Origin of the sequence: Bacillus sp. AFS041924 (genome assembly GCF_002577195.1) — a bacterium.
Classification (GTDB): domain Bacteria; phylum Bacillota; class Bacilli; order Bacillales; family Bacillaceae_G; genus Gottfriedia.
This window is the reverse complement of the sequence record NZ_NULG01000003.1, coordinates 1-22,181: the sequence shown is the minus strand read 5'-3', so window position 1 is coordinate 22,181 and position 22,181 is coordinate 1. Positions and strand designations below refer to the sequence as shown.

Annotated in this window: 24 protein-coding genes and 1 pseudogene; 19 read left to right on the top strand and 6 right to left on the bottom strand. The window is 32.4% G+C overall.

Features of this window, described 5'->3' with window-relative positions:
* The first annotated feature begins 3 nt into the window (after positions 1–3).
* The 3 genes from COC46_RS00730 to COC46_RS00720 all read left to right on the top strand — a co-directional run bounded on the left by COC46_RS00730 (position 4) and on the right by COC46_RS00720 (position 3,918).
* On the top strand, positions 4–2,358 hold the full coding sequence (locus COC46_RS00730) for an endonuclease MutS2 (RefSeq protein ID WP_098807872.1): 2,355 nt from the start codon (positions 4–6) through the stop codon (positions 2,356–2,358).
* Positions 2,359–2,586: 228 nt separating this feature from the next.
* Entirely contained in the window at positions 2,587–3,453 is an 867-nt protein-coding gene (locus COC46_RS00725) for an alpha/beta hydrolase (RefSeq protein ID WP_176545009.1), read from the top strand.
* A 9-nt stretch (positions 3,454–3,462) separates the two neighbouring features.
* A complete protein-coding gene (locus COC46_RS00720) occupies positions 3,463–3,918 on the top strand; it encodes a GNAT family N-acetyltransferase (protein WP_098807870.1) in 456 nt (151 codons plus the stop codon).
* A gap of 41 nt (positions 3,919–3,959) precedes the next feature.
* Here the strand turns inward: COC46_RS00720 and COC46_RS00715 are convergent, their stop codons facing one another.
* Positions 3,960–4,400 (bottom strand): hypothetical protein, encoded by a 441-nt coding sequence (locus COC46_RS00715; RefSeq protein WP_098807869.1) that lies wholly within the window; start codon positions 4,398–4,400, stop codon positions 3,960–3,962.
* A 93-nt stretch (positions 4,401–4,493) separates the two neighbouring features.
* On the opposite strand from COC46_RS00715, the gene COC46_RS22490 reads away from it, so the two are divergent.
* From COC46_RS22490 to COC46_RS00680, 7 genes and pseudogenes are all read left to right on the top strand, one after another.
* A complete protein-coding gene (locus COC46_RS22490) occupies positions 4,494–4,616 on the top strand; it encodes a hypothetical protein (RefSeq protein ID WP_255294773.1) in 123 nt (40 codons plus the stop codon).
* 88 nt (positions 4,617–4,704) lie between these two features.
* Positions 4,705–5,019 (top strand): hypothetical protein, encoded by a 315-nt coding sequence (locus tag COC46_RS00710; protein WP_098807868.1) that lies wholly within the window; start codon positions 4,705–4,707, stop codon positions 5,017–5,019.
* Positions 5,020–5,132: 113 nt separating this feature from the next.
* Positions 5,133–5,492, top strand: coding sequence for a hypothetical protein (locus COC46_RS00705; protein WP_098807867.1), 360 nt, complete (start codon positions 5,133–5,135; stop codon positions 5,490–5,492).
* A gap of 2 nt (positions 5,493–5,494) precedes the next feature.
* Positions 5,495–6,741 (top strand): annotated as a pseudogene (locus tag COC46_RS23060) (glutathionylspermidine synthase family protein).
* Positions 6,742–6,760: 19 nt separating this feature from the next.
* Positions 6,761–7,162 (top strand): DUF350 domain-containing protein, encoded by a 402-nt coding sequence (locus COC46_RS00690; RefSeq protein WP_098807864.1) that lies wholly within the window; start codon positions 6,761–6,763, stop codon positions 7,160–7,162.
* Between the two features lie 180 nt (positions 7,163–7,342).
* The gene (locus COC46_RS00685) at positions 7,343–8,227 is read left to right on the top strand and encodes an ABC transporter ATP-binding protein (protein ID WP_141550856.1); all 885 of its coding nucleotides are present in this window, start codon (positions 7,343–7,345) and stop codon (positions 8,225–8,227) included.
* On the top strand, positions 8,228–9,457 hold the full coding sequence (locus COC46_RS00680; protein WP_098807862.1) for an ABC transporter permease: 1,230 nt from the start codon (positions 8,228–8,230) through the stop codon (positions 9,455–9,457).
* Positions 9,458–9,552: 95 nt separating this feature from the next.
* Here the strand turns inward: COC46_RS00680 and COC46_RS00675 are convergent, their stop codons facing one another.
* Together COC46_RS00675 and dat are read right to left on the bottom strand one after the other, a co-directional pair.
* Complete coding sequence (locus COC46_RS00675; RefSeq protein ID WP_098807861.1) at positions 9,553–9,852, bottom strand: hypothetical protein; 300 nt, start codon at positions 9,850–9,852, stop codon at positions 9,553–9,555.
* A 54-nt stretch (positions 9,853–9,906) separates the two neighbouring features.
* Positions 9,907–10,791: a D-amino-acid transaminase gene (gene dat, locus COC46_RS00670; RefSeq protein WP_176545008.1), complete on the bottom strand. Its 885-nt coding sequence runs from the start codon at positions 10,789–10,791 to the stop codon at positions 9,907–9,909.
* Positions 10,792–10,944: 153 nt separating this feature from the next.
* On the opposite strand from dat, the gene COC46_RS00665 reads away from it, so the two are divergent.
* The 6 genes from COC46_RS00665 (at position 10,945) to COC46_RS00640 (ending at position 17,083) form a co-directional block, all read left to right on the top strand.
* Complete coding sequence (locus COC46_RS00665) at positions 10,945–11,754, top strand: sugar nucleotide-binding protein (RefSeq protein WP_098807859.1); 810 nt, start codon at positions 10,945–10,947, stop codon at positions 11,752–11,754.
* A 123-nt stretch (positions 11,755–11,877) separates the two neighbouring features.
* Positions 11,878–13,584 carry an AMP-binding protein gene (locus COC46_RS00660; protein WP_098807858.1) on the top strand — a complete coding sequence of 569 codons (1,707 nt, stop codon included), beginning with the start codon at positions 11,878–11,880 and terminating at the stop codon, positions 13,582–13,584.
* Between the two features lie 228 nt (positions 13,585–13,812).
* Positions 13,813–14,400 (top strand): fatty acid metabolism transcriptional regulator FadR, encoded by a 588-nt coding sequence (locus COC46_RS00655; protein ID WP_098807857.1) that lies wholly within the window; start codon positions 13,813–13,815, stop codon positions 14,398–14,400.
* A gap of 22 nt (positions 14,401–14,422) precedes the next feature.
* Complete coding sequence (locus COC46_RS00650) at positions 14,423–15,208, top strand: enoyl-CoA hydratase (RefSeq protein WP_098807856.1); 786 nt, start codon at positions 14,423–14,425, stop codon at positions 15,206–15,208.
* Between the two features lie 56 nt (positions 15,209–15,264).
* Positions 15,265–16,038, top strand: coding sequence for an electron transfer flavoprotein subunit beta/FixA family protein (locus tag COC46_RS00645; protein WP_098807855.1), 774 nt, complete (start codon positions 15,265–15,267; stop codon positions 16,036–16,038).
* 67 nt (positions 16,039–16,105) lie between these two features.
* Entirely contained in the window at positions 16,106–17,083 is a 978-nt protein-coding gene (locus tag COC46_RS00640; RefSeq protein ID WP_098807854.1) for an electron transfer flavoprotein subunit alpha/FixB family protein, read from the top strand.
* Positions 17,084–17,733: 650 nt separating this feature from the next.
* On the opposite strand, the gene COC46_RS00635 is transcribed toward COC46_RS00640, so the two are convergent.
* The 3 genes from COC46_RS00635 to COC46_RS00625 form a co-directional block, all read right to left on the bottom strand.
* Positions 17,734–17,967: a hypothetical protein gene (locus COC46_RS00635; protein ID WP_098807853.1), complete on the bottom strand. Its 234-nt coding sequence runs from the start codon at positions 17,965–17,967 to the stop codon at positions 17,734–17,736.
* A gap of 392 nt (positions 17,968–18,359) precedes the next feature.
* Positions 18,360–18,518 carry an FbpB family small basic protein gene (locus tag COC46_RS00630; protein WP_098807852.1) on the bottom strand — a complete coding sequence of 53 codons (159 nt, stop codon included), beginning with the start codon at positions 18,516–18,518 and terminating at the stop codon, positions 18,360–18,362.
* 194 nt (positions 18,519–18,712) lie between these two features.
* Entirely contained in the window at positions 18,713–19,183 is a 471-nt protein-coding gene (locus COC46_RS00625) for a GNAT family N-acetyltransferase (RefSeq protein ID WP_098807851.1), read from the bottom strand.
* Positions 19,184–19,352: 169 nt separating this feature from the next.
* On the opposite strand from COC46_RS00625, the gene trxA reads away from it, so the two are divergent.
* The 3 genes from trxA (at position 19,353) to COC46_RS00610 (ending at position 22,085) form a co-directional block, all read left to right on the top strand.
* On the top strand, positions 19,353–19,670 hold the full coding sequence (gene trxA, locus COC46_RS00620; RefSeq protein WP_088068441.1) for a thioredoxin: 318 nt from the start codon (positions 19,353–19,355) through the stop codon (positions 19,668–19,670).
* Between the two features lie 274 nt (positions 19,671–19,944).
* A complete protein-coding gene (locus COC46_RS00615; protein WP_098807850.1) occupies positions 19,945–20,382 on the top strand; it encodes a MarR family winged helix-turn-helix transcriptional regulator in 438 nt (145 codons plus the stop codon).
* Between the two features lie 98 nt (positions 20,383–20,480).
* Entirely contained in the window at positions 20,481–22,085 is a 1,605-nt protein-coding gene (locus COC46_RS00610; RefSeq protein WP_255294775.1) for an MDR family MFS transporter, read from the top strand.
* The last annotated feature ends 96 nt before the right edge of the window (positions 22,086–22,181 follow it).

Here is a 22,181-nt window from a genome sequence, read left to right as displayed (position 1 = left end):
GTCATGAAACGTACGTTAAGAGTTTTAGAGTACGATAAAATAAAAGAACAATTGCTTAAACACGCTTCATCATCACTAGGTAAGGAACGTATTAAAAATCTTTTACCAAGTACGGACTATGATGAAGTAGTAGAATTACATGAATCAACAGACGAAGCAGTAAATGTTATTCGTTTACGCGGAAATGTTCCACTTGGTGGTTTATCTGATATAAGAATGCAAGTTAAAAGAGCGGATATTGGTGGAATGCTTTCACCTTCTGAGTTAATAGCGATTTCAGGTGTTACTTATGCTGGACGTCAAATGATTCGATTTATTGAAGGGTTAATAGAAAGTGAAGTAGAGATTCCATATTTAGAATCATTAAGTGAGCAAATCATTCCTTTATTAGAACTAGATAAAAATATAAAAGCTGCTATTGGTGATAATGGTGAAGTTTTAGATGACGCTAGTGTAACACTTCGAATGATTCGTGGACAAGTTCGAACAGCTGAAGCACGTATTCGTGAAAAATTAGAAAGTTTAACGAGAGGTTCAAATGCACAAAAGATGTTATCAGATTCAATCGTTACGATTCGTAATGATCGTTTCGTTATTCCAGTAAAACAAGAGTATCGTCATGTTTATGGTGGTATTGTGCATGATCAATCTTCTTCTGGTCAAACATTATTTATTGAACCACAAAGTGTCGTTACATTAAACAATAGTTTACAAGAGGCTAAAGTTAAAGAAGAGCAAGAAATTGAGAAAATTTTAATGGCATTAACGGGACAAGTTGCAGAAGCTTCAGCGGATTTATTGCAAAATGTTGAAATTTTAGCTGAAATGGATTTCTTATTTGCAAAAGCAAACTATTCGCACTCAATTAAGGCGAGTAAACCAGTTTTAAATAACGATCGATATTTTAAATTGAAAAAAGCACGTCATCCACTAATTCCAAGAGATGTAGTAGTAGCTAACGACATTGAATTAGGCAAGGATTATACAACAATCGTTATAACTGGTCCAAATACAGGTGGAAAGACGGTAACTTTAAAAACGATTGGTATTTGTGTGTTAATGGCTCAATCTGGTCTTCAAATTCCTACATTAGATGGGTCAGAAATTTGTGTATTTGAGCAAATCTTTGCCGATATTGGTGATGAGCAGTCGATCGAACAGAGCTTAAGTACATTTTCTTCCCATATGGTGAATATTGTAGATATTTTGAAACATGTAAATTATAGTAGTCTTGTTTTATTCGATGAATTAGGAGCTGGAACTGATCCTGGCGAAGGTGCAGCTTTAGCAATCTCGATTTTAGATGAGGTAAGTGAGTACGGTGCAAGAGTAGTAGCAACTACGCATTATCCTGAATTAAAAGCATATAGTTACAATCGAGAGCATGTAATGAATGCAAGTGTTGAATTTGATGTAGAAACATTAAGCCCAACTTATCGATTACTAATCGGAGTTCCAGGTAGAAGTAATGCATTTGAAATTTCTAGAAGATTGGGACTTTCAAATCGTGTAATTGAAAAAGCAAGAAATCATGTAAGTGAAGAAAGTAATGAAGTTGAAAATATGATCGCATCTTTAGAAACGAGTAGAAAAGGTGCAGAAACAGAATGGAAAGAGGCAGAAGATTTCCGTAAAGAATCAGAACGTATTTTCAAAGATTTACAGAAGCAAATGATGGAATTTTATGAGCATCGTGATGACTTATATCGTAGTGCACAGGAAGAAGCGAAAAAGCGAGTTAAAGTAGCACAACAAGAAGCTGAGGATATTATTAAAGAGCTAAGAAAACTTAAAAATAGCCAATTAGCTTCAATTAAAGATCATGAGTTAATAGAGGCAAGGACTCGTTTGGAAGGGGCAATTCCTTATGCACCTAAGAAAACCATTCCTCAAGCAGCTCTAAAGAAACAAAAAAAGCTTCGTGAAGGTGACGAAGTAAAAGTGATTAGCTTTAATCAAAAAGGAACATTACTTGATAAAATAAGCGAAGGTGAATGGCAAGTTCAGCTCGGTATTATTAAGATGAAAGTGAAAGAAACAGATATCGAATATATTAGTTCACCTAAAGAAGTAAAAGAACGAACTGTTACATCTGTAAAAGGTAAGGATTTTCATGTGAATCTTGAACTTGATTTAAGAGGCGAAAGATATGAAGACGCGTTAATCCGCGTTGAGAAATATATTGATGATGCATTATTAGCTGGTTATCCTCGAATTAATATTATTCACGGAAAAGGAACAGGTGCATTACGACAAGGTGTACAGGATTACTTAAAAAAACACAGATCAGTTAAATCGTATCGATATGGAGCAGCCTCTGAAGGTGGAATAGGTGTTACAGTTGTCGATTTAAAATAAGGTAATAGGGGTTCTAAGATGGAAAAGTTGGCAAAAATATTATTTGCGGTTTGTGCAGTATTTTTAGTTTGGGGAATTTTGTACGTAACAGTTATTAAATAAAGTAATTGAGGCTAGCATCATTAGTGTATTTCTATTAATTTATGTAGGCGTTAAAATCTACATAATAATGATTTAAGAAGACATGACCTGAGCTAGTCTCTTTTTTAATTAGAAAGGTGAATTGGCTTGAAGAAAATCATTTTAGCATTAGTCATCTTTGTTATTGTCTTTGTTGGATTTAATGGTTTTCATCATAAACACAAAAAGAAGGTAATTGTAAGTAAAGATATTCTTGTGCAAAGAGACGTACGCTACACAAATCTCGCTCAGGTTCCACAAACCTTTGATATATATCGATCTAAAAAATCACATAGTAAATCACCAACGTTAATCTTTATTCATGGTGGTTCTTGGAGATATGGAAGTAAAGCTCTAAACAAACGTTGGAAAACGATTTTTAATGAAATTGTTAAAGATGGTTATACGGCAATTAGCATAGATTATACACTTTATTCGAAAGAAAATTATTCATATAATTTTCCAGTTCGTGACGTGAAAACAGCAATTGACTTTATTTACAAAAACTCAACTGAATTAGGGGTTGATCGAAATCAAATCGGATTGGCCGGTGCCTCTGCAGGTGGCCACTTAGCTTTATTAACTGGCCTTCAGCCTGATATACAAAATAAAATTAACTATATTGTAGCTTGGTATCCTATTTCTGACTTAACGACTATGAATCAATCTCCTTCTTCTAGAAGTTCAGAAATTGTTGAAAAATATATGAATAGTACTGTAGATCTAATGACAGATGAGTATAATCGAATGAGTCCAGTTCAATATGTAGAAAAGACAAAGGTTCCCATTTTTATTGTACATGGAACGGGAGATAAGCTTGTTCCGTTCAGTCAATCGGAGAGCTTTGCTAAGAAAAACCCAAAAATGGTTACTTTGATTGCTCTTAAAAATGGAAATCATGGATTTACAAATCTTTCGATACAAAAATCTACAAATGACACGATCAATTATTTAAAGGCAAGATTAAAAAAATAAGGAGTATGAATGAATCATATTAATAAAATTCAATTTCTAACAAAAGAACATTGGAGTCTATTGTTACTAGCTGATCCATCAAAAGAAATGGTAGATAAATATATTCAGATGAGTGAAATTTATGAACTACTAAATCAAAATTTACTCGTTGGAATAATAGTATTAGTGGAGAATTCTAATGAAGAGATTGAAATTAAAAATATTGCAATTGATCCGGCTTATCAAGGAAAAGGATTAGGAAAGCATTTAATCCATTTTGGAATAAATGAATCTAAGAAACTTGGTTATTCTAGAATTTCAATCTGTACCGGTAACTCAAGTACACATCAACTAGCATTTTATAAAAAATGTGGATTTCAATTGAGTACTATTTTTCACGATTTCTTTATTCAAAATTATGAAGAAGAAATATGGGAAAATGGAATACAGTGTAAGGATTTAATAAAGCTTGAACAAAAATTATAAAATAGTGTGAGCTACCTAAGACGACTTAGGTAGCTTATTCATTATTCACTAAACGGTTTAACATACATTACGTAAGTATTGCGGTCTTGATCCACTTCATTTGATGTTTGCTCATAAAATTGATGATTTATTGTAATATAAGTTGATTGAAGCCAAGAAAGTAAATCTAATTCATCTCCACTTTCATAGAAGTGAATTTCCTCAAAAGTATCGACATCTCTAATTTCAATGCCTAACGGTCTATTTAAATGGTAAAAAGGAGTATTTTCCAATTCAGATTCAACTACCTCAATTACATATCGATCTTCTTCAATATAAGAGCCTCTGTTCTCGTAAACGAAACCATTTAAAATAAAATAATCACAGTATCTTCTAGTAAAGATTTGGACCTTCGATAAAAATGGAAAATGGTAAATAGGTCTTGTAAATTCTCCATCAATTAATCGATATTCAAGAACAAAAATGTTGTCTGTATTAAACATTGTTAAAACTCCTTTAATAATGATATATACATTAGTATATATCACAGTTTAGGATAGAAATGTATGTAATTATGTAATGGATAGGAGAATAAAATGTCAAAAACATCAAAATTAATGAAAAAAGTTAGTATTGCCTTAACAAGTGGTATTGTCATAAGTTCATTAACCGGGTGTGGATCTGAACCAGAATTTGTGGAGACGACTAATAATCCGTAAGGTTATTATGAATCAAGCCAAACGAACAATGAAGATACAAACCAAATAAATGAAATTGATGAGGGGACAACGTCTGAAGATAGTATAAATGATGCAGATTATACTGATACCGACTACGATGATGAAACAGAGTATGCATATACAGACGCAAAAAATACCTGATGATGAAAATTGCAGTGATTGGGAATTTGACTATGAGGATAATATTTGGATTTGTAATGATAGTTCAAGCTCTTATTATCGAAATTATTTCTTTTTAGGGACCTACTTTGCAACAAAAAATATGTTGCATAAAAACAATGAATTTACTCAATATAAATCCTCAGGCATTATAAAAAGAACAAATTCCTCAGTCAAAAAAAGTGGATTTGGTAGTGGAGTTTCTGGAGGAATTGGCGGTTAATTTTAAAAGATAATGAGAGTAAGAGGGATAGATATAGCTAATTTCTATATACTTAAATAGAGAGAGTAGTTTAGTATAGAATAGAATGATTTAATTCTAGAAAGGAGATCCATATGTCAAAAACATCAATATTAATGAAAAAAGTTAGTATCGCATTAACGAGTGGTTTAGCAGTAAGTACATTAGCTGGCTGTGGTTCCACTCAAAGTGCAGAGCGACCAGATAAACCGAATAATGACGATTGTCGTGATTGGGACTTTGATGATGATGAAGGTGTTTGGGTTTGTGATGACAGCTCTAGTCATTACTACCATAGTTATTATCATGGAGGAATATTTTATCCATCAAGAAAGGCACTCCATGGAAGTAGTTCATATAAGCGCTATAAATCTTCTAGTAGCTATGCAGGGCATACTAAAACTTCAAGTAAAAGTGGCTTTGGCAAAGGTTCATCTGGAGGATTTGGTGGTTAATAATGGATAATGCCAATTTACAGAATCACAGGATAAAACGGAATGAAGTTTATAATAGGCTACCGGATTTTTGGTCTGATTTACAAGATTCATATTATGCGTTATTAGACTATTATCCATTGACCGAAAGTGAAGTTGAGGAAATACATTCAATAACTGAACAAATCGGAAAAATCTATGATAAAACTGCTCGTTTAATGAGACAGCTACCCGATGATATTTTTTATATGCTCGGTTATTCAAAAGAAATCGTACCATACTTACGCCATAAAACGATTGAGAGTGAAGGAATCATACGAAGGATTGATCTCGTTCACACGGAAGATGGCTGGAAGCATTATGAATGTAATAGTGATACGCCAACTTTCATTATGGAGACACATCATGTCAATGGATATATTACAGATTATTTCAACTTGAAGAATCCGAATGCTGATTGTGAAATGAAGTTATCTAACGGTATAAATCATGTTGTAAATAAAAGTATAAAAGGATTAGATGAACCAATTATTGTTTTTACAGCTCATGGTGATCATGAAGAGGATTGGAAGACAGTAAAATATATTCAATCTCTATATAATGGGAAGAGTGAATTAATTTCACTAGAAGATTTACAAATCATTGAAAATGATGGCCTATATACACCTGCGGGAGAGGAATCCATATTCTATATCGTCAAACTTATCCAATTGAACACCTAGAGCTTGATCAATCTCCAGATGGCACAAAAATTGGGCTAGCATTATTAGAACTTGTAAATGATGGGAAATTAATCATTTTCAATCCATTGTCTTCTTTCTTACTACAATCTAAGGCTGTTCAAGCATTAATTTGGAATTTACATATTGAGCAATCGGATGTTTATACAGTTGAAGAGCATGATGTGATTAGAAAACATTTTTTACCGACTTTCTTGGAGCCAGATTTTTTTATAGAACATAAACTTCCATATGTTGAGAAACCTGCCTTTGGTCGTGAAGGAGATTCAATTCAGATTATTAACGGTGAAAATCGCCAAAAAAGCAAGCAGAATAACTATCATGAACAAGTTATGGTCTATCAACAATATTCACCTTTACCTATGAGAAAGGTCATGACACCTGACGGAATGTTAGATTTACATGTGCTAGTAGGTAGTTTTTTGATTAAGGAAGAATACGGTGCAATTGGCGTCCGCGCTGGTAATATTATTACAGGAAACGAAAGTTGTTTCTTACCTGTTGGACTTATTGAAGAAAAAATTACATAGTGAGGGGATGAGAAGTTAAATGGAAAGTATCGTTAGTACACTACAATATTTAGGGTCTGGACTTATTCTTTTATTTATTGGATTTTTGGCATTTACTTTTACAACTAAAATGAGTGAGCAAAAATTAATCTTAGAGGATGGCAATATTGCTGTTGCTTTAAAATTAGCTGGTAAACTAGTAGGATTAGCAATCGTTATTATGTCAGCAGCTAAATACTCAGTTAACTATGGCGACTTTATCATATGGAGCTTAGTAGGTATTATTGCTCAAATGGTGACATATTGGATTGCTGAATATGTATTATTTCCGAAAATTTCGTTTGCTAAAAAAGTTGAAGAAGGAAATATTGCCGTAGCAGCTTTATTATTCACTTTAAGTGTAACGGTTGGATTATTAATTTCAGGTAGTATTTCATATTAATAGAAAAATGAGAATACTAAATCAGTATTCTCATTTTTTCATTGCGATCTCTAATTGCTAAATAAATTGACTAACAAATTACGATTTTTACCTTTCATTAAAATTCTATTAAATGTATGCTTAATGTATAGGAAAATTTTAGTATTTTTTTACTTAATCTTTAAAAAGGGGGGAAGAGCGTTGACTTTAGAAATAAAACAGCTTTCTAAAAATTTTGGAGTAACGATTGCCGTTAACGAATTGTCATTGACTTTGCCTACAGGGAGAGTATTAGGTTTATTAGGTAGAAATGGAGCAGGTAAAACGACTACTATTAAAATGTTATTAGGTCTTCTTACACCTACGAACGGGGAAATCACTTGGAAAGGTGCTCCATTTAAAACTGATAAAGTTAAGATAGGATATTTACCAGAAGAAAGAGGATTATTTACAAAAAGTAAGGTTGTTGATCAACTTAAATATTTCGGAAAACTTGAGGGAATGTCAAATAAAGAGGTTGATATTGCCATAACCTATTGGTTAGACCGTTTAGAGATACCACATTATCGAAATAAAAAAGCTGGAGAACTTTCAAAAGGTAACCAGCAAAAAATTCAACTAATTGTAACATTATTACATAACCCTGAGTTGATTATATTAGATGAGCCTTTTAGTGGACTAGATCCGGTTAATGCAGAGCTAATGGCTTCAATCATTACCGAGCAAATTCAGAAAGGGAAGACGGTAATATTATCGAGCCATCGAATGGATCAAGTGGAGGCTTTTTGTGAGCATGTTTGCATACTTAAGAACGGTAATGTAGTTGCGGAAGGTAGTTTAAGTAGATTAAAAGAAGATTATGGGTATAGAAATTTAATTTTAGAAGATCTAACATCGATTAAACAAATACTAGATTCCAATCATGTAAGTTATGAACAAAAGCAATTAGGAATTTACGTAAAGGTAAAAAGTGATGAGGAAGCTTTTTCGATTTTAAATCGTATTAAGTCAGACTTGGGTTCTATAAAGAAGTTCCAATTATTAGAGCCTACACTAAATGATATCTTTATAGAGAGGGCGAAATAAATGAAGAAGTTTAGTACTGTCTTTTTATTTCATTTACGTGAAGGTCTTTTGGCAAAAGCAACGGTGATAATGAGTGTTATTTTATTTTTATTAGTCGTTGGAGTATTTGGAGTACAAAAATATTTTGCTGGTACAGAAAAGAGTAATAAGGATAAAGATAAAATTGTTTTGATAAATAATTCGAAAAATTATTCGGTAGATATTGCTAGTTTAAACAAAACAATTAAATCCGCAAAAATCGAGCAGAGCGATGGATCAAAAGAAAAAGATTTTAAAAATCAAGTTGAAGACGGATCAAAAGATGGACTGATTATTCTTTCTGAAAAGAACAATGTCCCGTCAATTCAATATACATATAAAAAGTTTTCAAATAGTGAAGTGCTTTCAGTCATGAATATGACCTTACAGCAAGATTACTTAAATAAAACTGCCCAAGATTTAAAGCTATCGCCCGAATCAGCAACAAAGTTATTGCAAAAAGTAGAAGTAAATGAAAATGTTCTAAAAGATCCGATGGCTACATTCGGAATAGCTTACTTTTTTGGTTTTTTACTTTATATGTTTTTATTAATTTATGGGAATTCAATCGCAACGGGTATTGTTGCAGAAAAGTCCTCTAGAGTAATGGAAGTATTACTACCTAAAGTAAGTCCTGTTGTGACTTTATATGGAAGGGTTATTGCAGTATTTTTTGTAGCAAGTGCACAGCTTGTTGTATTAGGATTAGGTTTTCTATTTGCCAATTTATTAGGCTGGGTGAACTCTGATGAAATATCATTTTTTGGAATGAAAATAGATTTAGAGGCATTAGATCCTACAACAATCATTGCATTTGTAGTTTATTTCTTATTAGGTTATTTACTTTATGGATTACTTTACGCTGCAATTGGATCAGTAGTTTCAAGAACTGAAGAGCTTCAAATGGTTCTGATGCCAATTACTATTTTAGTCATAGCGGCATTCTTTATTAGTATTAATGCATTAGTCAATCCAGATGGTACATTTGTCCAAATTAGCTCATATATTCCATTTTTTGCGCCACTTGTAGCATTTTCTAGATTTGTAAGTGGAGAAATGAATTTTATTGAAATAAGTGCTAGTATATTAATTTTAATCGTTTCAATAATGATTTTAACTCGTGTTGCAAGCCGTATTTATGTTAATGGAGTAATGTATTACAGTGAAAAGGTAAAATGGAAAGATGTAGCTAGATTATTAAAAAGACAATAAAAAAGTAGATCTCAAAAGTCAAATTGTTGACTTTTTGAGATCTATTTTTATTTGTTTCTATTGTGCTAAGGAAGTGGAATAACACTTTTAGGCAACTAATGGTACTTATAACTATTTTTATTGGCGCTATTTTTCATGAAGATCCCAATGATTAACTGAATGAGACCAATGAGAAATATGAATGGATACAATACCCACATCAACATCGCTGCCCAGCCATTTCCTTCGATAATAGCGTACGTTATTCCAATAGCAAATGACAAAAATGGCCCAATGGCTACCATATTTGCGATACCCCAAATGATGTATTTTCGTTTTTTAGATTGCCCTTTAGTAAAAATGTGAGCAAGAACTGCGCCAAAAAAGGCAATCAAAATTGCTATAAAAATTGCCAAAAAAGTCACTCCTCACTTAGGTAAACCAACATATTTTGATGCGGTTTTATAATGCTATTTAGTTGACTGATCCTGCGGAATTTTATCAATTAAATTAGTGTATGCATCTTGAATTCTCTTTGTTATTTCTCCGCGCTTTCCTAAACCAATCGAATAAGATTTTTCATCAATTAAAACTGATGTTACAGGTAAAATATCCGAAACAGATGCTGTTGTAAAAGCTTCATCAGCATTTAAAAGATCATCAATCGAAAATGGAATTTCCTTTACTCCTAAACTTTCATTTTTTGCAATCTCCAGTACAACTTTTCGCGTAATGCCATTTAGTATTAAGTTATTTGCAGGATGAGTGTATAGTGTAGAGTTTTTTACGATAAAGACGTTTGTTGCTGATCCTTCTGTAATGACGCCATCTCTATGCAAAATGGCTTCTTTTGCTCCTTTTGCATAAGCTTCATTTTTTACTAAAACACTTCCTAATAAATTTAAACTTTTAATATCACAACGGAGCCATCGTATGTCATTAGTTACATATGCAGTAATACCTTTTTCCATTTGCTGTAAAGGTCTATGATCTTCTCTAACTGTATAAGCAATTAATTGAGGCTTTAAATTAGCTTCTTCTTTGTAAATATGATTACGGTTCATTACACCCCTACTAATTTGAATATACACATATCCGTTATCATAATCACAAGTATTCATTAAATAAACTAAATCACTTTCCAGTTTTTTGAGATGCATTTTAAAAGGTATTAATATTTTTTCACAGCTTTCTTTCAAGCGAACTAAATGTGCATCGAGTTCAAAAAAAGATTTATTAAAGAAACGAATCACTTCATAAACGCCATCTCCAAATTGATAACCTCGATCTAAAATATTTACATTTGCAGATTTTAAATCGACAATACGGTTGTTTAAAAGAACCTTTGTTTTCATATGATCCCCACTCCCTATTATCATTTTAGACTATTAGACAAATTTCCAAATGGTCTGGATATTAAATTTATGTCCTTTGTATACACGCTGTTAATTATGTTACATTCAATATAACATAAATTTATTAAATATTTTGTAAAAAGGAGAGAGACAATGAAATTATTAATTTTAGGTGCTAGTGGACTAGTGGGGAAGGCTTTAATAAAAGAATTTTCTTCTGAATATGATGTATACGGAACATATAATCAAACAAAATTAGAATTAAAAATAGATCATCAATTACAATGGGATATTAACGATTCGAAAGAAATATTGGCATGGATTGATCAGATTTGCCCGGATGTGATTGTATCGTGTTTACGTGGTGATTTTAATGTTCAATTTGAAGCACATTCTAAAATTGTAGAAAAAATAAAATTAACTTTTACGAAATTTTTATTTTGCTCTACAACGAATGTGTTTGATGGAGAAGTTATAAAGCATCATGCTGAAAACGATCCTCCTGTTGCCGAGTCGGATTATGGTCAATTTAAAATAAAGTGTGAAGAATTAATAAAAAATGAGCTTGGTAATCGTGGAATCGTTTTAAGATTACCAATGGTTTGGGGTAAACAATCACCAAGACTAAATGAAATAAAGGCCAAAATAGAACAAGGCCAGGAAATTGATGCTTATAACAATATTTATTTAAATCATGCAATTGATACTGGAATAGCTAAACAAGTAAAACAAATTGTTGAAAATGATTTAAAAGGAATATTTCATCTTGCAACGACTAGTATAGACTCACAATACTCATTTATATCTAAACTTGTAAAAAGTTTATCACCTGATGGTAAAGTCAATTCGTTAACTTTAGAGAATATTGATGAATATAATTTTGGACTATTGATCAATCGTACCGATCTTCCATCTAATTTTTACTATGATAACGATAGCGTAATTGAGAAATTAATTAAATAAAATTCAAAATTTCAACCGTAATAAAAGATTAAATATTCTTAATATTTTGATTGTATAGCAGAGACTTGCAACATATACTAATTATAGTATGAACATACTTTTAAAATACTGGTGGTGAACGGTATGGAGGAACCAAGAGCAAAGCCTTGGGTGAGTCAGTATCCAGAGCAAATACCAGCTACATTAGATGAAGAATTTGATTTGTTACCAAGCTATTTAAAGCAGACGGCTTCGAAATATCCAGCTAAGAAAGCGCTTAATTTTCTTGGGAAATCGATGACTTTTAACGAAATTTATATTCAGTCTTTAAGATTTGCAAATTTTTTAAGGAATTTGGGAATTAAAAAAGGTGATCGCGTTGCAATTATGCTGCCGAATTGTCCACAGGCAGTGATTGCGTATTATGGGATTCTTTTTGCAGAAGCAATGATCGTTCAAACAAATCCGCTTTATACTGAACGTGAGCTTGAATATCAAATGAATGACAGCGGTGCGACTGCTATTATTTGTTTAGACTTATTGATTAATAGAGTGTACAAAGTAAAAAAATCTACTAATCTACAACATATTTTTGTTACTGGGATTAAGGACTATTTACCATTTATTAAAAAGATTTTATATCCTTTTTCAAAACAACCAAAGGCACCTGAGATTCCTAAAGATCACTCAATTCATGATTTTAACTTTATCATGCAAATATCTGCACCGATCGAGCAGGAGCTCTCAAGCAGCAGTGTAGATGATGTGGCTATACTGCAATATACTGGTGGAACAACTGGATTTCCTAAAGGTGTAATGCTTACACATAAAAATTTAGCATCGAATACATTAATGGCAGAAAAATGGTTATATAAGAGTAAAAAGGGCCAAGAAAAGATTTTAACTGTCTTACCATTTTTTCATGTATATGGTATGACTACTTGTATGAATTTATCAATTTTGTGTGCGTATGAAATGATTATAGTTCCAAGATTTGATGCAACTCAAATGCTTAAAGCTATAAATAAATATCGACCTACATTGTTTCCAGGGGCACCAACAATGTATATTGCATTACTAAATCATCCTGATTTAAAGAAATATGATATCTCATCTATTCATGCGTGCTTAAGTGGATCAGCAGCATTACCTGTTGAAGTTCAAGAGCAATTTGAAAAAGTGACAGGTGGAAAATTAGTTGAGGGCTATGGTTTATCAGAGGCTTCCCCAGTTACGCATAGTAATTTCCTTTGGGATAAACGAGTTACTGGAAGTATAGGCGTTCCTTGGCCAAGTACAGATGTTAAAATCGTTTCCCTAGAAACTGGCGAAGAGCTACCTTATCGAGAAATCGGTGAATTAATTGTTTCAGGCCCACAAGTAATGAAGGGGTATTGGAATCGCCCAGAAGAAACTGCAGCCACGTTAAAAGATGGGTGGTTATATACAGGGGATCTAGGTTATATGGATGAAGAAGGCTTCTTTTATATCGTTGATCGTAAGAAGGATATGATCAATGCAGGTGGGTTTAACGTTTATCCTAGAGATGTTGAAGAGGTATTATACGAGCACGAGGCTATTAAGGAAGCAGTCGTAGTTGGTATTCCTGATTCATACCGTGGTGAAACTGTTAAAGCTTATATTGTATTAAAAGAAGGGAAATCTGTTTCTGAGGCTGACTTAGATGATTTTTGTCGGAAGTATTTAGCGGCTTATAAAGTCCCGAGGTTTTATGAATTTAGGACTGAATTACCAAAGACTATGATCGGTAAAATATTGAGAAGAACATTACTTGAAGAAGAAAGACAAAAGAACACAGCGCCTGATAATTCTGATGAAAATTTAATATAATAATTAAAGAGGGATGATGATTTAAACATCCCTCTTTATTTTACGAATTGAAAAAAGAATACTATTTCAAAATAAATCTCAGGATTTGATCGTCATTTTAAAGTGATAAAATTAAAAGCAAGAATTTATACATAAAAAATATTAAAGGATAATTGACAATTTTCTGATAAGTTTGTATTATGAGAATATGAATGATTATTCATTCACTGTTAGAAGGGGTATATAAAAATGAAAAGAGATAAACCAAAATATAAACAAATAATTGATGCTGCAGTTGTCGTAATCGCAGAAAACGGTTATCACCAAGCGCAGGTTTCTAAAATTGCAAAACAAGCCGGAGTAGCCGATGGAACGATCTATTTATACTTTAAAAATAAAGAATCCATCTTAATTTCGTTGTTTGAAGAGAAGATGGGAAATTTTACTGAAAAAATTCGTGAAAAAATTGAAGGTAATCCCGATGCGATATCGAAATTATTAATGTTGGTGAAAACTCATTTTCATGAAATGTCTAAAGATTCTCATTTAGCAATCGTTATGCAATTGGAAGTAAGACAAACAAATATTGACCTTAGATTAAAAATAAATGAGGTACTAAAAGAGTATCTTCATATCATAGATTCAATTTTAATTGACGGGATAAATAGCGGTTTGTTCGACAAACAATTAGATATACGTACAGCTAGACAAATGATTTTTGGCACGATTGATGAGGTGATGACTCATTGGGTAATGACAGGTCAAAAGCAAGATTTAGAGTCAAAAGCCGAAAAGGTTCACCAATTATTAATAAGAGGATGCGGGTACCAAAATTAACGTTCTAGTACATTTTGAAAAATTGGGAGGAATAGTTGTGAGTTCAATTCAATGTAAAATATCTGATGGTATTGCATTATTAACAATTCAAAACCCACCAGCAAATGCCATGTCATCAGTTGTATTTGCTGATTTGGTTAAGCGTTTAGATGAATTAGAAAATAACAATGATGTAAGCGTTTTAGTTGTTCATGGAGAAGGCAGATTTTTCTCTGCTGGTGCAGACATTAAAGAATTTACTTCTTTTAAAAATGCTGAAGATGCAGCAGCTGTTGCTAGAAGAGGCCAACTAGTATTTGATCGTGTTGAAAACTATTCTAAGCCGATTATCGCGGCAATTCACGGTGCAGCATTAGGTGGCGGTCTTGAATTTGCAATGAGCTGCCACATTCGAGTTGTTGCAGAAAATGCAAAACTTGGTTTACCTGAATTAAACTTAGGAATTATTCCTGGTTTTGCCGGGACACAAAGATTACCACGTTACGTTGGTAAAGATAAAGCATTAGTTATGCTTGCAACTTCAGAACCAATTTCTGGTGTTGAAGCTGGGAAAATTGGATTAGCTACAATTGTAGTACCAGAAGAAAGTTTATTAGAAGAAGCAAATACATTAGCAACTAAAATTGCCAATAAAAGCATGCAATCAATTCAATATATTCTTCAATTATTATCTTCAACAAGAACTAATTCATATCATGAAGCGGTTGAGGAAGAGTCAAAATTATTTGGAGAAATTTTTACAACTGAAAATGCAAAAGAGGGTATTTCGGCATTTTTAGAAAAAAGAAAACCAGTGTTTAATAAATAAGTAGTTTAATATTTTAAAAAAATAGATGTAGTTACATTTCCTGGGAGGGTATAACAATGAACATTTATGTACTATTAAAGAGAACATTTGACACTGAAGAGAAAATTACAATTTCAAACGGTGCAATCCAAGAGGATGGTGCTGAATTTATTATAAATCCTTACGATGAATATGCAGTTGAAGAAGCAATTCAAATCCGTGATACTCATGGTGGAGAAGTAACTGTAGTAACAATTGGTAATGAAGATAGTGAAAAAGAACTACGTACAGCACTAGCAATGGGTGCTGATAAAGCTGTGTTAATTAACGTTGAAGAAGACGTTACAAATACTGATCAATATACAACTTCTAAACTGATCGCTAAATATTTAGAGGATAAAGATCCTTCAATTATTTTAGCAGGTAATGTTGCAATTGATGGAGGTACTGGTCAAGTAGGTCCACGCGTTGCTGAATTATTAAATATTCCTTACGTGACAACAATTACTAAGATTGATATTAATGGCACTACAGCTACAATCGAACGTGATGTAGAAGGTGACACAGAAATCATCGAGACATCTTTACCTTTATTAATCACTGCTCAACAAGGCTTAAATGAACCAAGATATCCATCTTTACCTGGTATCATGAAAGCTAAGAAAAAACCTCTAGATGCATTAGAATTAGACGATTTAGATCTAGATGAAGACGAAGTTCAAGCAAAAACTAAAACGATCGAAATTTACCTTCCTGCAAAGAAAGAAGCAGGCAAAATTTTAGCTGGTGAATTACAAGATCAAGTAAAAGAACTAGTTTCATTATTACGTTCTGAAGCAAAAGTAATCTAATTTAATTGAATATTGGAACATAAATAATAGATTAATATCGTAATAGAAAATTTTGGAGGGAAATAACATGTCACGTAAAGTATTAGTATTAGGCGAAGTTCGTGAAGGATCATTACGAAATGTTTCATTTGAGGCAGTAAGTACGGCTAAAACAGTTGCTGAGGGCGGAGAAGTAGTTGCTGTATTAGTAGGTAAATCAGTTAGTGCATTAGCTACTGAAATGATTCAATACGGTGCAGACCGTGCAATCGTTGTTGAAGATGAAAAATTAGCAACATATTCTTCTGATGGATATTCTCAAGCACTTTTAGCAGTTATTGATCAAGAAAAACCAGAAGGTCTAGTATTCGGCCACACAGCTTTAGGGAAAGATTTATCTCCAAAGCTTGCTGCTCGTTTACAAAGTGGTCTTATTTCAGATGTTACAGCGATCGAAGTGGCAGGTGGAAATATCGTTTTCACTCGTCCGATTTACTCTGGTAAAGCATTCGAGAAAAAAGTAATGGTAGATCCATTTATTTTTGCGACAATCCGTCCAAATAATATCCCTGTATTAGAAAAAGATGCTACTCGTACTGGGGATGTGGCAACTGTTTCAGTTGAAATTAAAGACTTACGTTCAATCGTAAAAGATGTTGTACGTAAAGCGAGCGAAGGTGTAGACCTTTCAGAAGCTAAAATTATTGTTGCTGGTGGCCGTGGAGTTAAAAGCGAAGAAGGGTTTAATCCATTAAAAGACTTAGCTTCAGTTCTAGGAGCTGCGATCGGTGCATCTCGTGGTGCATGTGATGCAAACTATTGTGACTACTCTTTACAAATTGGTCAAACTGGTAAAGTTGTAACACCTGATTTATATATTGCATGTGGTATTTCAGGAGCTATTCAACATTTAGCTGGTATGTCTAACTCGAAAGTAATCGTTGCTATTAACAAAGACCCAGAAGCTAACATTTTTAAAGTAGCTGACTATGGTATTGTTGGTGACTTATTCGAAGTATTACCTTTATTAACTGAAGAATTTAAAGCTGTATTAGTTAACTCTTAATATGGTGTTAAAAGAAGGTGTCCTTCGTTTAGAGACACCTTCTTTTTTTACGGTCATAAAATAATGCAATTCCATAGAAGAGGGCCGTAAATAAGTCTTAGGATTGCAGAAAAGGTCTAAGTTGCAAATAAGTCTTACGGGGTTGCAGAAAAAGTCTGAGTTGCAAATAAGCCTTATGGGGTCGCAAATAAGGAGTCTATTTGCGCAAATAAATGAAAATGCACTGCAAATAAACTGTAAACTGCAAATAAAATCTTGAGAATCGCAAATAAAATTAGCAAAACAGCAATTAAAATTAACAGAATCGCAAATAAGATAAAAAATTACCCATACCAGTTACAGTAATATGGGTTAAAATTGTACGATAATGGATCCAATCAAAAGGAAAACAAGCAAATATGCTTTAATTATTTCTAATTTGAATAAAAATGGATAACATTCTGCTAATTAACTACAACAAAGAACGAGAATTTCAGCTCCAAAACTTCTACGATACGTTAACAAATTTATCGTCACATGTATCCGAAATGTTCGTGCATTTTACTTCAACTCAGTTATTTATATCATGAAAAAAGAGGGACCATTTATCAGTAACCCTGACTTTTTGGACACCTCTTTTTATACTTCTTCTATTTTACAAGTCATTGTCATTACATCCTAACAATGACTGAGCCACCGCCACTTGTTACAACTTGATTTTGTTTTTGCTCAAGTTGTCTTAGTAATTCATTATTTGTTTCGATTGCTTTTACAAGGTTAGTAATTTGGTTTTCAAGATTTATGAACATTTGCATGATTGATTGATGATCAGTTTGTACATGACCTTGTACACCGTTTCTCATAGGATGTTGCGGATGTGAATTCCAAAATGGGTGATGATGCATACTTTTTACCTCCAATTTCTAGACCAATGTACTATATAGTACGTCTATTTTATTGTAAGAGTTCGCCTATTTTAATTGATTCAGGTTAATATAGAGACTTAATATTTAAGAAAGAAGATCGTTGACTTCTATTACAAGTACCGCTTTCCTTGGGGCTAGACCTGAGCCTCCTAGTCGAGTACCTTTCGTTTCAATCAACTTCTCTAATAACAGTCAAATTTAAAAACCATTTTACCGAAACGTACTGAAATATTGTGACTAAAAAAGATGATGGGTCCCCCTAGAATGTACTACTTTCCTTTACTTAAATTCATTAACAAATAGAGAAAAAAAAGTTTTTTTGTCTAAAGAACACAAAAAAAAGTAATCCCTCTAAAGGATTACTCCATTAATTATGATATAGCTTTGTTTATTTTGTTTTTTTCGTATAATAATTCGTGGCGTTTTTCAATTTTTCTTTCAATCTTCTCTATTTCTTCTTTGTTGCGTAATAATGATTGTTTATTCTCATTAACTAATTGATTAAACGATTTACGTAAAGGTTTTCTCATAACTGCCACTCCTATCGTGTTAAATTATTTGAATATTATTATTATATTCAATAATATATTAACATAAAAATCTGACAATATCGTCGTAAGATATTACGGAATTGTGACAAAAGTAGTGTAACCTATGGACTAACTATATTACCTCAATTAGTCTTCAGGAAGTAGCAAATAGTAAATTTAATATTAGAATCTAATTATGAATAAATTTTTTCATAAACTTCGACTTCAATTCCGTCTGCGTTTACTTTGTTTTCAACATATATAAATCCTTGGGATTTCCAAAAAGACTTAGCTTGTTGGTTATCAATTAACACACCTAATCGTAATCCGTGAATATTTCTTTTAATAAGTTGCACTTCAAATAGAATAAATGCATTTGTTCCAAATCCATATCCATGATAATCATTGTGGATCATTAAAAGACCTAGCCATGGAAAACCATCTCTAGGATTAAGCTCTAAAAAATCAATTAATCCTATATATGTATCATCCAATTTTATAAAAGAAGTTTCTGTTTGATGTGAGGAATCAAAATATTCCTTCATTAGTTCTTCTTTAGTTCTCGTTAATCGACCATTCTCCATTAAATTATAATTTTGGTTTGAATTTGTAATTTCTTCAATTACTTCAATTAAGTCTGGTGTAATTAGTTCAAATGTTATCATTTTTTTAACCCTTTCATTTGTATATCAACAATTTGTTTGGAAATAGTAAGTTTGAAGCAAATAAATAGAAAATGCTAATTCTCATATGGTATACTTTCTTTAAAATTATAACAAATTATGTCAATCTACATATTTTACTTATGTAGTTAGGCGATAGGAGGAAATATAAATGGCAATTGTTAATGCAACAAACGCAACGTTTGCAGAAGAAACAAAAGAAGGTGTAGTTTTAGTTGATTTTTGGGCAACTTGGTGTGGTCCATGTAAAATGATCGCTCCTGTATTAGAAGAATTAGCTTCTGAATATGGTGATAAAGTTAAAATCGTTAAAGTTGATGTTGATGAAAATCAAGAAACTGCTGCTAAATTTGAAGTTATGAGCATTCCTTCATTATTCGTTCTTAAAGACGGCGAAGTAGTAGAAAAAACTTTAGGTTTCAAACCAAAAGAAGCTTTAGAAGAGTTAATTACTCCACACATCGGTTAATAATAATTTGTAAGAAATGCACTCATAATATGAGTGCATTTCTTTTTTTTGTATTTTTTTTATTTGGTAATAACAATAATGACTGAATATGACCGTGTAGGCATGTATAACGCTTTCAAAAATTTATATAGTAAATTGATTAAATGATTGTTAGAAATTTCTAATGTGAATAAGGATTGACTATTTAACTGTCACGTTTTATATTTAATAAGCATTAATATTTAACATACATTAAATATTTACTTGGATTAATTGTTAAAGGGGGTTAATTTTCTTGGGGAATAAAAATGAGTACATTGAACGGATTCAGATTGCACTTCAGAATACAATTCATAAAATGCAGCCTATAATGACAGATAATATGAATAAACATGGCGTAACACCTACTCAATTTTTTGTTCTTATGTACTTGAGAAAAAATAAAAGCTGTAAAATTTCTGAAGTCGCAGAGATGATGGGTGTGAAGCCAAGTGCGGTTTCTTTTATGATAGATCGACTTGAGCATAACAATTTTGTATATCGAGAGCATGATAAAAAAGACCGTAGAGTTGTAAATATTATGCTAACGGAAGAAGGTATTAAAAAACTGGACATAGTTATGAAGGAAAGAAAAGAAATTTTTGAAAGTTTCTTATTTACTCTTTCTGATGAAGAGCTTTTACAATTTGCAATTATTACTGAAAAGCTAGCTGAAGCAGCAAATAAATCATAGAAAAATTTACAAAACACTTTTTTGTATTAGTAATTAGATAAAGAAAAAAGATATGGAAGAGAAGGGAGAACTATATTTTGAGTAATTCAGATACTGTTATTCAAAAAGAAGGCAATCGTAAACTATTGCTTATTGGTCTTATAATAGCAATGTTTTTCTCGGCATTAGATGGAACGATCGTTGGTACTGCAATGCCTAAAATAGTTGGGGACCTTGGTGGTTTAAGTTTGATGACATGGCTTACAACAGCATACTTATTAACTTCGACTACTGTTGTGCCAATCGCAGGTAAATTAGCTGACCTTTTAGGTCGTAGAAGTGTATACATCGCAGGTTTAGTTATTTTTATGGCAGCTTCTGCGTTATGTGGTATTGCAAATAATATGACAGAATTAATTATTTACCGTGGGATCCAAGGTATTGGTGGCGGTGTAATGATGCCAATGGCGATGATTGTAATCGGGGATATGTTTACTGGTAAAGAACGTGCAAAATTCCAAGGGGTTTTTGGTGGGATTTACGGTTTAGCATCAGTAATTGGTCCACAAATTGGTGGGTGGATTGTTGACTCATTAAACTGGAAATGGGTTTTCTATATTAATCTTCCAGTTGGTATTATTGCAACAATCTTTATTGCATTAGGTTTAAAAGGTAGAAAAAATACAGGTCCAATCAACTTCGATGTCGCTGGTATGGTTACGATGATTGTAGGTGTTGTAAGTTTACTACTTGCTTTAAGTTTAGGTGGAGTAGAATATGATTGGAACTCTTGGCAAGTTATCGGGTTATTTGCATTAGCTGTAGTTGGTATCGTTAGCTTCGTAATCATAGAAAATAAAGCAAAAGAGCCAATTCTACCAATGTATTTATTCAAAAATAGAACTTTCGTTACATTAAACTTAATTGGTTTCTTTATGACAATTGCGATGTTTGGGGCAATTATGTTTGTACCATTCTTCATGCAAGGTATTGTTGGTGTAAGTGCAACAGAATCTGGTACAATCATGACACCAATGATGATTACTATGATCATTGCAAGTATTATCGGTGGTCAACTTGTATTCAAAGTGGGTATTAAACCTCAAATTATTACAGGTATGTTCGTAATTGCTTTAGGTTTATTCTTCTTAACAACTTTAGATATGGATTCAAGTAAAACAATCGCAACAATTTTTATGGGAGTTATGGGTCTAGGTATTGGTTTAGTAATGCCGACAATTACATTAGCTCTACAAGAAGTTTTTGATAAGAAAGAATTAGGAATTGTTACATCTTCAAGCCAATTCTTCCGTTCAATCGGTGGTACTTTTGGAGCTACTGTTTTAGGAGCTGTAATGAATAGTAAATCAGGAACTCTTTTAAGTGATGATTTAGTTCCATTTTTAAATAAATTACCAGAGCAAGCTGCAACACTAGTAGATAAATTTAAAGACATGATTAATACAACTCCTCAATCTGTATTTACAATGTTATTTAATGAAGATGCTAAAAAGTTAATTCCTAAACCGATTTTAGAAGGTATGTTCCCAATCATAAAAGAATCTTTAATGGAATCTTTACATCAAGTATTTTTTGTTGCATTAGGATTCATTATTATTGGTGCATTCGTAACACTATTTTTAAAACCAATTAAATTAACGAATAAAAAAGCTGGAGATAACGAAGAAAAAGAGCAAGTGGAAGTAGAAACTGCTACTTCTTAATTTCTCAAGCTTTATAATAAACGAAAACCATTCAGACTGCCCGCCAAACGCTCGCTTTCTTCGTTGCTTCGCCTGATGAGCGGTGCTCATTACCGT